Consider the following 12,475-nt stretch of genomic DNA (forward strand, 5'->3'; position numbering starts at 1 on the left):
TATCCGTCATTGCGAGGAGCGAAGCGACGTGGCAATCCAGAAAAAGATTAAAAAAATTCTGTAAATCAGAATTTTTTACTGGATTGCTTCGTCGAATTACTACGTAATTCTTCTCGCAATGACGGAAAACGGTCCACGCAACAATGCCGTAGCGAAGTGCTTTGTTGCATGGCTTGTTTTATGTCATTTCCACGAAAACGGGAATCCAGTAAAACCTATAAAAAACTTGTTTTTTTAGGTTTGTTTTGCCAATATTAAGACTATTTTTTCTGGATTCCTGCTTCCGCAGGAATGACATGATACAACAACACCTATAATTCTAAATAAGCTTCTATTGCCAAAATTAATATTTCATCTTTTTTAGCATCTAACTGTTGAGTTAATTCTTCGTAAATTTGCCTATCTGATAGAGAAGTAAATTTTTTAAATAGCTGCACTAATTTTAAAGAAGGGATAATACGAAAAGCATCTTTTAATATTTTGGTCTTTTTATTAACATTAAGCTTATCATTTAAATTAAAGTAAAATTCTAGTAATTCATCGTTATAAAAATTTAAATCTATAGCTGTTTCCAAATAATCTATAGCATTAGCTGTATTATTACTTTCTACTTCTTGCTTTGCTGCTAATAAATAATACTCAGCAATTTCTGGCATAGACTCATGTTTATGAAATTTTGCGAGCTTATTTGTTATAAAAATAAATTTCGTCCATAGAGAAAGTCTAGCATAACAACGCATTAAAGTAATTAAATTGTCACTATCAAGTTCATTGAAATTATAAGCCTTTGTTGCGTAATTTTCTGCTTTCTCATACAAGGATTTATCATAATAAAGTTTTGCTAGATTTTTGCTACCGTAAAAAACAAATTCTTTAGATGTAATAAGTTTTTGAAAATAGGAAATTTTTCTATCTACATCCTCTTCAGTTACGGCTAAGATTAAATTATGGAATTCTTGTGAATCTTTTAGATCTTCAGAAGATAAATTTTTGCGGGCAATAGAAGCAGATTTAGCTTTATTACTCATAATATATTCGGCAAAAGCTAAAATTAAAGTATATCTATCATGATTAACTTTTCGTTTATTAAAAATATTATGTATTTTAGACGGTAAATCGATAATTAATATTAGAAATCTAATGACAATAAAACAAGAAATTAGTAATAATAACCCTAAAATAAGACTAAAGAACAAAGTAGTCTCAATATTATAATCGTATAAACTAATAAAAACTTTTGAATCAAAGCTCTCTATTAAAGTAAATCCAAAATAAAGTAGTAAAAAAGTAGCACATATTAATAATAACCTAAACATCTTTATTTACAAACTCCTGCATAAATTTTTCTGAATAAAGAAAATCGATTAGATAGTTTAATTTCTCTAAAATTAGAGCTTTATCTTGTTCTTTTATTATCATAGCAGAAGGTTTTTTCTCAATTTTGATAAATTTCTCCAGCCACTTATGGTTGGTAGGAAAAATTACTTCCGTACTACTTGATTTCGAGAAAAGATAATTATTATTATATGCTTCTAAGTTATTTAAAATATTCTTTATATCTAGAGGTAACCAATTGAAATATAAGGTTTTTAGTTCTTTGCTATAATCCTTATCTTGCATGAAATTATATATTAATAGATTTACATTTAATAAGTAATTAATATAGTCAATTGATCCCCATCCGCCTACATCGTCACTCGTTGCTCTCCTATTAATCATAGGCTTTGCTTCTTGCTCTTTATCTCTGGATGAGGCTGAAATAGTTTCTAGTTTCTGTTCAGGCAATGCTTCAGGGAACTTTAAAGAACTTACGTAATTTAAAAGCGATTTAGTAGATAATAGAGGAGCTGCTTCCTTTTCTTCTAGGGTAGTATTTTCTTTATTTTCTACTGCTTGATCAGGAATTTGACTTATATCTTTATTTTCACTTTTAAACAGTTTTAAAATATCGGCTCTATTATGATAAAAAGTAAAAGAAGATAAGACAAATATTACTATTGCTATAAAAAAGATATTTTTGCTTTTAAATAAACTACCAAATTTTTGCATTTTCGGATAATAACTTGATTATATCGTTAGGGTTTTGATCATCACAATAAACCACATTTTTTATAAAAGGTCTAACTATATTTGCGACTTTCAAACTTATAGCTACAACTAAACTATCTTGTAAATATTCTAGTAAATTATTTTGAAGTAATAATCTTAAAAAAGTTTTAGCACTATTCTGAGAATAAAGTAATATAAAATCAATAGACATCTTCCTAAACTTCGCTTCTAGAGGTAATTTATACGTCGATCCGGTACTCGCATCCTCACGTACTTCTATGTACGCTGCGGTGGCAAGCACTTCCGTGTCTCCTTTAACTTTCTCTCTATAAGCTGGTTTGGAAAGATGTCTAATATTGCTTTTAAATTCTTTTATAATAGATACGGGCAACTCATTCAAATATTCTACATTATAAATGATATGTCTAGCTATTTTATTAGGCAAATCTTTAGTAATTTCATTTGAAGATAAATATATAGTCTGCTCATATAAATCAGGAGGAAAATGCTTAATCAAATCTTCCACGTTTTTAGCAGTATAAATTACTTTCTTGCCTAATAATCGTTTTGACTTACTACCTACTACCCAAATATCTTGTTTTAAGTTATAACCGGCTAAGATATTTGCTGCGTATTTACTAGTAATTATTATATTTGAGTAATTATCTAAAATATCAATATTAAAATCTAGAGTTTCATATTTAATTAAAGGACAATGAATATAACGTAAATCTAAATTATATTTACTTATTTCTTTTATAGTTTCGTTATTTTCTTCAATATTTCTAGTTAATAAAACCGATTTCATACAATATTTGTACCCCAATATAAAAAGCAACTGCCCAAATAATAATAGCAGCTATTTTATTAATTATGGTTAAAATCGTACTACTTTTATTTAGCTTTCTGATATTATAACCTGCAACTGCTAAAGAAAAAAACCATATCCAAGATATAAATATACAAGTTAAGGTAAACATAATTTTTGCAATACCGTTATACTTTAAAGCACTAGTACCTATTACTATAATCGTATCCATAATAGCATGAGGATTTAATATTGACACCGATATAGCAAATAAAATTTGTTTTTTAGCTGAAAAAGCCCCGGAATTCATTGTAAGGTCAATAGGCGGCTGATTCCAAGTATTATATCCCATATAAATTAAAAAAATAAATCCAACAATAAATATAGATAATTTTAACCAAGAAATTTCAAGAATTAATAAAGATACCCCAAGAACTGCCATACATATAAGAATAGTATCACATATTGAGGCTGCAATTATGCTAGGTAAAGCCTTACTAAACTTTGGCTGTTTTGCTCCTTGATTTAATATAAAAATATTCTGTACTCCAAGCGGCACTATTAAACCAAGAGCTAAAACAATACCATGTAAAAAAGCACTTAATATTTCATTATTCATTTAGCCCATTATACTTGTTATTATCATTAAATATAAGAACACCATACACCCAATTATTATGGATCCTATTTTATTAATTATTTTTAATATTATAGCATTTTTATTTAATTTTCTAATATTATAACCGATTATTGCCAATGACAAAAACCATATAGCTATGAATATATTAGTAATTCCAATATTATTTGAGTGATGTTTATCAAAATAAATATACATTGTAAACATTCCATAAGGGTTTAATGCAGATAATATTGATATCAACATAGAAACTAAAATTTGTTTCCATATAGAAATAGGCTGAGGTTCTGCCGTTAAATTAAAATATGATTGAGTCCACAAATTATATACCATATAAATTAAAAAAATAAGTTCCACTATTATTCCTATAATAAATGCGATAGGCATCATAAAGAATTGGCGAGGGCAGCAATTATACTTATAATAAAGCTATAACAAATCCAAGCAACAATTACACTGGGTAGAGCTTTTTTAAAACTACGATATTTTGCACCTTGATTTAATATAAAAATACTTGATATAATCGAGGAAATAGCCAAATGCGGCATTAAAAATATATCATTCATTATTGTAATTTAGTTTTTATCTTTAATAATATTAACAAAGAGGGGATAGTAATAATTGTAGTAAATAAAAAGAAATTTTGCCAACCGAAATTTACTACCATATAGCCTGAAATTATAGGAAAAATTGAGCGTGAAATTCCCATCATCGACGAAAGAAAAGAATATTGAGTAGCTCGAAATTTACCTTGGCATAGCGAAGAAATAAAAGCTATATAAGCAGTCATCGTCATACCACCGGTAATACTTTCTATTCCTATCGTGATAAATAATAATAAAGAATTTTTACCGTTTATTTCAAGAAAAATAAACAAAATATGTCCTAAAGCATGAATAATCCCAAATAAAAATATACTATTTAATATATTTTTATGTTTCATAATAAAGCCACCAACTAGTCCGCCGATTATAGCTCCTACAACACCCCAAAACTTCCCAACACTTGCTATCTCAAAAGCATCATACTCAAGATGAAGCAAAAACGGATTAATCATAACATTGATTAAGTTATCCGGTAATCTATATAATACTAGGAAAATTAATATAAGAATAATGAAATATGCAAGGCTGATATCATTCCCGCTTTTTATGTCATTCCCGCGGAAGCGGGAATCCAGAAAGATCTTTAAGAAATTAGAATAATAACGTTTTATAAAAAATTCATTGTTTGGATTCCCGCTTCCGCGGGAATGACATAAAAAGGAGGGGGAATGACATATTCTTTCTTCAACGAGACCAAAAGAATTAGTATATCTAGCAGCTACAATCAATAAAATTAAATAAATAAATACTAAGCCGGCAAAGATTTTATATATTTCATTAAATGTAAAATAAATAGATAAATAAATAGCTCCGGAACCGGCTAAAAGCATCCCGATTCGATAACCGAATATATATATTCCTGAAGTAAACCCAAGCGATTCTTTAGGTACTATTTCCGTTCTTAAAGCACTTAATATAGTATCTTGGGCTGCACTAAAAAAAGAAATAATTAAAGCCGTAAAGGTAAATAATACTAGATTAGTACGAGGATCTAGAAAGCTGAAAATATATATAAGAAATATTAACGCAGTACTAGTTAAGCAAATCCAAGATAATCTATGACCGAATATTTTGTTTAAATATTTAATTTGCACTGCATCAAAAATCGGTGCTAACAAGAAATTAATAGAGTAGGGAAGCGTTATGAATGATAATATACCGATTGTTTGCAGTGCTATATCCTCTTTAGCAAGCCAATAATTTAAAGTATTACCGGTAATCATTAGATTAAAACCGCTAATAAGCCCAAACAACCAAATAATAAGTAAATGAGAGTTATTTAACATGAATTTTATATATGTATTAATTTTATGATGTGGGTCTTATTGCATGATTCGGAAAACCTACTCGATGTCATTCCCGCGTAGGCAGGGATCCAAAAAAATAACTTCAATAAGTTTTTTATAGATTTTACTGGATTCCCGCCTACGCGGGAATGACATAAAATGAGCCATATAACAAAGCTTATGATGTGCAACCATGATAATTGTTGTGACACTGTCACAACAATTTCTTGATAAGGATATAATTTAGAAAATTTAACCATACGTGAAAGGTTAGCAAAACCATTGCCATATAGTAGGGTTAACCTTTTAGTTATTTGAGATAATATTTGCTCTCCATATTCAGCCCGTTTATTGTTTAGAATTTCTTGATTAATAAGAGAACCAATATGCCAATATAACATTACTAAAGTACTATTAGTGTAACTTGCTACTTGCGATTTAGCTGATTCAATTTGATAAATTATATTACTTACAAGAGTAGTAGGTAATTCGTAAATATTATTATTAGGGATGAGCTGCTTTTTAGAAGGCATTTTTATCTGATAAAGTTAAAATGAATAGTTTAAATTATATACAATTTAAGTTAAGAAGAGAAAGAAAAAATAGTTATAATCTTTTTAGAAATCTTCACAGAGCCTAATAATTATTGCTCTTTTTGTTATTAATTGTTAAAATCCGTACATTAATTTTTTATAAATATAAATGTCTCGTACGAATTTAATATTATCCTTTTTTATTTTTCTACTGATAATAGTTATTACTACTTTTTTCATAAGTAATTACAGAATGCATAAAAATACAAGTTGTATTATGGATATTGGGACTTATAGTTATAAAAAGTTCTATAGTACCATACGTGAAGATCAATTAAATTTTGATCTAGTACTTGAGCAATTAGAAGATAGCGAATCTTTAAACTCAAGAGATAAAGCAAGGTTAGAAAAAATTTGCTCTTTTCAAGTAGAAGACGGAATGGTACGTTTAGAGGTAGCAAAGGGTTATGATTGCTTACTACGTCTTTATCTAGACAAAAATGCTCCTTTAGTTCAGCAATATAAAGCGATTAAAAACGGTAGCTACGGTTTAGATACTTTATATACTAAAAAAGCTGCGATTAATTTAGCTAAACTCATTATTTTAGGTCACGAAGGAAAAGTAAAAGAAATATTAGAAATAAAAAATGATGATGATTTCCTAAAATATTATAGCGGTTATACAGCGGATGAGATTCCTTTTTTAAATAGTTTAATCTCTCTTAATATACCGGAACTTACTGCTAGATGTTTATATAGGCTTAGCTTAATTCACTTACTAGGCAGGTCATCTTTTAATGAAAAAACTATACAAACTGATTATAAGCTTGTCATAGGAGAAATACAAAATGTAATTAAGTTAACCGGTATAAGGCAAAATAACATACTAGATATAGCATTAACTATTAATGATAAGTTTGCTATTCATGCCAGTACAGTAATAGCCTCTAGTTTACTAAATAGCGATTTAGATAGTTTCTATAGATTTCATATTGTTATGGATTCTAATGACCCTATTAGTCAAGAATCAATGGAAAAATTAGCTTCCATGAAATATATCAGAGATTATTCTATAGATTTTATTACTTTTCCTGAAAATATATTAAATCAAGCTTTAAAAGATAAGAAAATAAAATTTACGTATAATTGGCCTAGTTTAGTAATGTATAGGTTATATTTTGATCAAATCTTTCCTCATCTAGATTCTATATTATATCTTGATGCGGATATTGTAGTGTTGTATGATTTGAATTCTCTTAAAAAAATAGATATGGGTAATTATATTGCCGCAGGTAGCATAGATACAGGGATTACATATTGTAATCATAAATTGATAAAAGAATGTAAAAGAAATATGGATCATTCTTACAAAAATAGCGGGATAGTATTTTTAAACTTAAAAAATATGCGAGAAAAACAAACTGAATCTGCGATATTAGAAACTATAAAAAAATCAGAATGTGACTTTTCCCTTCCTGATCAAGATGTGTTAAATATAGCTTTTCATGATTACATTTATCCTTTGTCGATGAGATGGAACTTTTTGACATATTTTGAGGATCAAAGCCCTTATTTTTCTTACTTCATTTTACACTATGCAGGACCTAAGCCATGGACTACCGATAAACATGAACTATGGAAGACAAATCAGGACAAATTAGATAAAATCACAAAATATTACTGGCAATATAGAGAAATAACACCTTGGAGTAATATAAATTAATTATTTTAATTGACTTTAGCACTTAAGAGATTTAAAAGTTAACTTTAATATGTAAGGTTACAATAAAAATGTTACCGCCTAAAATTTTCTTTGAAAAAGTTAAAGAAATAATTTGGCCTATAGAAAGGAAAGAATTAAAGCTATTTATACCTATGGCTTTAATGATGTTATGTATCCTTTTTAATTTTGGGGCTTTAAGATCTATCAAAGATAGTTTAGTAGTACCCTCTATGGGGGCCGAAATTATTAGTCTCTTCAAATTATGGTTAGTATTACCCTCGTGCGTAATTTTTACCGTACTTTATGTTAAGCTTAGTAATAAATTAAATTTTGAATATATTTTCTACATTATAGTCGGCAGTTTTTTACTATTTTTCTTATTATTTGCCTATATTATTTATCCCAATCAAGATATTTATCATCCTAACGATGAAATGATAAATAATTTAATTGCTTCATACCCTAATTTTAAATGGTTCATTAAAATAGGTAGTAAATGGAGTTATGCACTGATGTATATTTTCTCAGAATTATGGAGTGCAGTAGTCATAAACTTAATGTTTTGGCAGTTTGCCAATCACATTTTTGATACTTCTAAAGCTAAAAGATTCTATCCAGTTCTTGGAATGGTCGGTAATATAGGTCTTATAATAGCAGGTAGCGTACTTGTCTTTTTCTCAAGCGGGCAGGAGGTCATTGATTCGGAATTATTACCGGATTCTTTTAATTCACCTGCCGGAAATGCTATAATGCTTCAGCCAATCATGTCAATTATTGTTGCTGCAGGAATAATTGCTATGCTTCTATTTAGAATAATAAATAGATTTATTTTAACAGATTCCATAAATGTTTTAGATACAAAAAAAGTTACGGTTAAAACGAAAACAAAACTTTCGGTAATTGAAAGTATAAAATTAGTAATTCACTCAAAATATATAGGTCGTATTGCTTTACTAATAATTTGTTATGGATTATTAATAAATATAGTCGAAGGACCTTGGAAAGCAAAAATAAAAGAATTACATCCAAACACTATAGACTATTTTAACTTTATGGGCAGGTTTAATATTTGGATGGGGATATCATGCGTTACTTTCATGGTAATAGGCAGCAATATCCTTAGAAGGCTCGGTTGGCTCATTTCTGCATTATTAACTCCTATTATGTTGTCTATTACCGGCTTGATGTTTTTTATCTTTATAATTTTTATTGAAGAAATAGGAGCATGTTTCGGTGATTTTAATCTTCTATATGCAGCGATTATTGTTGGAGCTATTCAGAACATACTTAGTAAATCGTCCAAATACTCATTATTCGATTCAACAAAAGAAATGGCGTATATTCCTTTATCTTTAGAGCTTAGAACTAAGGGAAAAGCTGCCGTAGAGGTAATAGGTACTAAATTCGGTAAATCGCTTGGAGCATTTATACAGTCTTTGATATTTATTATTATTCCGACTGCTACCTTTGATTCTATTATAATATATTTATTAGTAATTTTTATAGTTATGATGAGTTTATGGATTTGGAACGTTATAAAATTGAATAAGGAATATATAGAATTGTGTAAATAATGGCATCACGCCATTGCGAGCAGCCGTAGGCTGCGTGGCAATCTCATGAAATAATACTCCTGAGATTGCTTCGTCAAAATTTTCAATTTTTCTTCGCAATGACGGAAACTACAGCTAAAATAATGAAAAAAATTCTTAAAATAATATTATTTATAACTATCTTTATTATACTCGCATATAGTGGGCTATGGTTTACTATTATGTTCTCTTTATCACACTCTATAAATCAAAAATATGCCGGTACCAACCTTAATATAGAAGAGACTGATAATAATCCTAATCAGCAATATCTTATTAAATTTTCTAAAGTTCAGCCATATGGTTTTCCTTTTAAATTAGGTATTTCGGTAATTAATTGGCAAGAAGAGAGTATTAATAGAGTAATTGAATTTACCACACCGATAAATATCGGTTATGATTTACTTAAGCAGAAATTATTTATAAATTTTTCCGGAGAAGCATTCGGAAAATTTAAGCCGGTTCAAAGAGGCTTTGGAGTAAGATTTTATAATGAGAACTGTATATTATCAACAAAAATACCGTTAAATTTTAAATTATTTGAAATAGTACGATCAAAAAAAGATTTATTTGAAATTATAAATTTAATAGAAAATATTAAATTTACTTCCGGTAAAACAGAAATTTTTGACTTAGTAGATAATCAAAAATTATATGAAGAAGATCATACTATACTTACTATGTTATTTGACAAAAGTAAGTATTATATAAGTAAACAGGATTTCCTTGATAATATACCGCAAAAATTAGAAATTTATTATGAAACCGAAATAGTAAAAAGTAACCTTGAAGATAGAATAATACCTGCCGGCTTATTATTATATAGACCCGCTTGGAATAATAATTTCAAATTTTCCGGTAATTTCTTGATTAGTACTAGTAGTTTGCATTTTAAAGATATTGCTAAAGATTTAACAATTGAAGTTACTAATGCAAAAATAAATAGTAATAACTTTGAAAATAATATTAATTTATTATATAAAGGTAAGTTAAACGATTTCGGCAATAATAATATTGATCTTTTGATAGATTCACAATTTAAGCTAAAACCTGGTTTTATAATAGGTTCATTAGAATTTATAAAGAAATATTACGATAGGCAAACCTATTTGTTTAAACTTTCCGATAATAATCTATATAAAGATTTTAATAATGAACTAAGCTATATTTTAAATAATAATAAACAATATAATTTTAGTATTTTTGAAGATAGGCAATATAATTTTAATTTAAATATTAATTTAGTTACTGAATTAAATAAATTAACTAGAGCACAGATAAATGCTTTAAGTCTATATTCAAACGCATCGGGATTTAATATAACAAATGAAACTATAGTAAATACTCTTAAAGATTCTTACAGTAAAGGTACGATAGTAATTAATGATTACTCTAAAATAATAGATGTTTTAAGTCTATATGTATATGGGGTAGGTGATTTTAAAAACTTATCCAAAGAGAGCAAAGAAGTATATGGAGATGCTCTAAAATCATTTTTAAAAACTATATCCGATCACCCGAACTCATCTAATTTAATTGACGCTAGCATTGAGTATGAGTTTGATTTATCCGATTTAAACAAAGCTAAAATAGGTAATATAGATGATATAAATAAACTTATACCTTTATATTATTTATCTTTATACCAAGCAGCAGTAAAAAAAGTGAAACCCGGAGAAAACGTAAAAGAAAAAATTATGGAGTTAATTCCGAGTGTTAATCAAAAAATATTAGAGGAATGTATAGTTGATGAACCTCGTTAGTCGTCATTGCGAGCGGTCGAAGACCGCGTGGCAATCTCGTGAAAATAGTACAAAATTTCTGAGATTGCCACGTCGAGGCTTCGCTTCTCCTTGCAATGACAGAAAAATTTAAAAAAATACCATGAATATTATAGTAAAAATACAGCAAGATTTAAAAGATGAAGTAACTAAGTTAAACGATTTAATCATTAGCTGTTTAAAAAGTGATGAAGAATTAATAGAAACAGTAGGTAAATATTTACTAGAGGCGGGTGGTAAAAGAATTCGTCCGCTTTTAACTATAATAACCGCTAAAATGTTTGATTATAAAGGCGATAATCATATAAAGCTCGCAAGTGCCGTTGAATTCATTCACACCGCTACATTGCTTCATGATGATGTGGTAGATGACAGCACTTTAAGAAGATTCAAACCTACCGCTAACGTTATTTGGGGAAGTAAAACAAGTATTTTAGTGGGTGATTTCCTTTTTAGTCAGTCTTTTAAGTTAATGGTAGCTTCCGGCTCTATTAAAGCTATGAATGTTCTAGCTAAAGCTTCAGCAATTATTTCCGAAGGGGAGGTAATACAGCTGGTTAAGCTAAATGAGCGACGCATTATAACTATAGACGAATATCAGCAAATAGTTAAATCTAAAACCGCCGAACTATTTGGAGCTTCTTGTGAAGTTGGAGCTATTATAGCAGAGCAGGTAGACCATATTTCTAAAGATATGCGGGACTTTGGGAAATTACTCGGAACAATATTTCAGGTTATAGATGATCTACTTGATTATTTGGGCAATGATAAACAGGTAGGCAAAAATATCGGCGATGATTTCTTAGAAGGAAAAGTTACGTTACCGCTGATTTTTTTATATAATAAGCTAGAGCAAGATAAGCAGCTCTGGCTTGAAAATATAATTAAATGCGATAAGCGTACTAATGATGAGTTTATTAAAGTACGTGAATTGATGATTGAACATGAAATTCATAATGAAACAGTTAGTTATTTGAGTAACTTAGAAAATGAAGCAAATAAGTTATTAAATAAAATTCCGGTTCAGAATAGTTATAAAGATTATTTATTTTCAATTATTAGATTTATTTTAGACCGTTCTTATTAATTAGTTAAGAAGAGAAAGAAAAAATATTAATGACAACATCCGCATTCGTAGCTCAGCTGGATAGAGCATTGCCCTCCGAAGGCAAAGGTCGTTGGTTCAAATCCAATCGAATGCACCATCACTAAATCAACTCAATATAACGGTCATGAGTATATCTTCTTCGTTAATCAGCACAAAGTTTAGCACTTGTTCGTGGAAAGCCTGATAAATTCATTTTCCATAATATAGATTATAGAACAACAAATAAAATTTTGATTTTTTAATTATTGACGAATGGCTGGGACGGGAGGATTCGAACCTCCGAATGACGATACCAAAAACCGTTGCCTTACCACTTGGCGACATCCCAATATAGACTTTATACCAATAAATAG

The 12,475-nt window shown here is 28.7% G+C and carries 10 protein-coding genes, 2 tRNA genes and 2 pseudogenes; 5 read left to right on the plus strand and 9 right to left on the minus strand.

The genetic code is table 11. The features are described from left to right. Positions 1 to 311 precede the first annotated feature (311 nt). The 8 genes and pseudogenes from RF_RS04425 to RF_RS08120 all read right to left on the minus strand — a co-directional run bounded on the left by RF_RS04425 (position 312) and on the right by RF_RS08120 (position 5,918). Positions 312 to 1,316, minus strand: coding sequence for a tetratricopeptide repeat protein (locus RF_RS04425; protein WP_011271157.1), 1,005 nt, complete (start codon positions 1,314 to 1,316; stop codon positions 312 to 314). Then, the gene (locus RF_RS04430) at positions 1,309 to 2,049 is read right to left on the minus strand and encodes a palindromic element RPE2 domain-containing protein (RefSeq protein WP_011271158.1); all 741 of its coding nucleotides are present in this window, start codon (positions 2,047 to 2,049) and stop codon (positions 1,309 to 1,311) included. The genes RF_RS04425 and RF_RS04430 overlap by 8 nt, the downstream gene beginning before the upstream one ends. Continuing rightward, a pseudogene (locus tag RF_RS11980) lies at positions 2,033 to 2,254 on the minus strand (hypothetical protein); the annotation flags it as partial. The pseudogene RF_RS11980 and the gene RF_RS04430, both read right to left, overlap by 17 nt. Before the next feature lie 150 nt (positions 2,255 to 2,404). Continuing rightward, a pseudogene (locus RF_RS11985) lies at positions 2,405 to 2,857 on the minus strand (uroporphyrinogen-III synthase); the annotation flags it as partial. Beyond that, positions 2,835 to 3,476 carry a LysE/ArgO family amino acid transporter gene (locus RF_RS04440; protein WP_011271160.1) on the minus strand — a complete coding sequence of 214 codons (642 nt, stop codon included), beginning with the start codon at positions 3,474 to 3,476 and terminating at the stop codon, positions 2,835 to 2,837. The pseudogene RF_RS11985 and the gene RF_RS04440, both read right to left, overlap by 23 nt. After that, the gene (locus RF_RS11480) at positions 3,477 to 3,851 is read right to left on the minus strand and encodes a hypothetical protein (protein WP_231564276.1); all 375 of its coding nucleotides are present in this window, start codon (positions 3,849 to 3,851) and stop codon (positions 3,477 to 3,479) included. A 208-nt stretch (positions 3,852 to 4,059) separates the two neighbouring features. After that, the gene (locus tag RF_RS04455) at positions 4,060 to 5,385 is read right to left on the minus strand and encodes an AmpG family muropeptide MFS transporter (protein ID WP_011271162.1); all 1,326 of its coding nucleotides are present in this window, start codon (positions 5,383 to 5,385) and stop codon (positions 4,060 to 4,062) included. 5 nt (positions 5,386 to 5,390) lie between these two features. Next, positions 5,391 to 5,918 carry a DUF1016 N-terminal domain-containing protein gene (locus tag RF_RS08120; protein ID WP_011271163.1) on the minus strand — a complete coding sequence of 176 codons (528 nt, stop codon included), beginning with the start codon at positions 5,916 to 5,918 and terminating at the stop codon, positions 5,391 to 5,393. Between the two features lie 253 nt (positions 5,919 to 6,171). Between RF_RS08120 and RF_RS04465 the strand changes: the two genes are divergently transcribed. The 5 genes from RF_RS04465 to RF_RS04485 all read left to right on the plus strand — a co-directional run bounded on the left by RF_RS04465 (position 6,172) and on the right by RF_RS04485 (position 12,219). Next, positions 6,172 to 7,641, plus strand: coding sequence for a glycosyltransferase family 8 protein (locus RF_RS04465; protein WP_187145850.1), 1,470 nt, complete (start codon positions 6,172 to 6,174; stop codon positions 7,639 to 7,641). 68 nt (positions 7,642 to 7,709) lie between these two features. Next, positions 7,710 to 9,215, plus strand: coding sequence for a nucleotide exchange transporter Tlc3 (gene tlc3 / locus RF_RS04470; protein ID WP_011271165.1), 1,506 nt, complete (start codon positions 7,710 to 7,712; stop codon positions 9,213 to 9,215). A 122-nt stretch (positions 9,216 to 9,337) separates the two neighbouring features. Next, positions 9,338 to 10,996, plus strand: coding sequence for a hypothetical protein (locus RF_RS04475; protein ID WP_039595008.1), 1,659 nt, complete (start codon positions 9,338 to 9,340; stop codon positions 10,994 to 10,996). Positions 10,997 to 11,117: 121 nt separating this feature from the next. Next, positions 11,118 to 12,101: a polyprenyl synthetase family protein gene (locus tag RF_RS04480; protein ID WP_011271167.1), complete on the plus strand. Its 984-nt coding sequence runs from the start codon at positions 11,118 to 11,120 to the stop codon at positions 12,099 to 12,101. Positions 12,102 to 12,142: 41 nt separating this feature from the next. Next, a tRNA-Arg gene (locus RF_RS04485) sits at positions 12,143 to 12,219 on the plus strand. 156 nt (positions 12,220 to 12,375) lie between these two features. Here the strand turns inward: RF_RS04485 and RF_RS04490 are convergent. Then, a tRNA-Gln gene (locus RF_RS04490) sits at positions 12,376 to 12,450 on the minus strand. Positions 12,451 to 12,475 lie beyond the last annotated feature (25 nt).

The organism is Rickettsia felis URRWXCal2, assembly GCA_000012145.1.
Lineage (GTDB): Bacteria > Pseudomonadota > Alphaproteobacteria > Rickettsiales > Rickettsiaceae > Rickettsia > Rickettsia felis.

What these genes read in the sequence shown, in the direction of transcription:
- RF_RS04425 (WP_011271157.1), bottom strand. Translation starts at nt 1,316, where the DNA reads ATGTTTAGGTTATTATTAATATGTGCTACTTTTTTACTACTTTATTTT.
- RF_RS04430 (WP_011271158.1), bottom strand. Translation starts at nt 2,049, where the DNA reads ATGCAAAAATTTGGTAGTTTATTTAAAAGCAAAAATATCTTTTTTATA.
- RF_RS04440 (WP_011271160.1), bottom strand. Translation starts at nt 3,476, where the DNA reads ATGAATAATGAAATATTAAGTGCTTTTTTACATGGTATTGTTTTAGCT.
- RF_RS04455 (WP_011271162.1), bottom strand. Translation starts at nt 5,385, where the DNA reads ATGTTAAATAACTCTCATTTACTTATTATTTGGTTGTTTGGGCTTATT.
- RF_RS08120 (WP_011271163.1), bottom strand. Translation starts at nt 5,918, where the DNA reads ATGCCTTCTAAAAAGCAGCTCATCCCTAATAATAATATTTACGAATTA.
- RF_RS04465 (WP_187145850.1), top strand. Translation starts at nt 6,172, where the DNA reads ATGCATAAAAATACAAGTTGTATTATGGATATTGGGACTTATAGTTAT.
- tlc3 (WP_011271165.1), top strand. Translation starts at nt 7,710, where the DNA reads ATGTTACCGCCTAAAATTTTCTTTGAAAAAGTTAAAGAAATAATTTGG.
- RF_RS04475 (WP_039595008.1), top strand. Translation starts at nt 9,338, where the DNA reads ATGAAAAAAATTCTTAAAATAATATTATTTATAACTATCTTTATTATA.
- RF_RS04480 (WP_011271167.1), top strand. Translation starts at nt 11,118, where the DNA reads ATGAATATTATAGTAAAAATACAGCAAGATTTAAAAGATGAAGTAACT.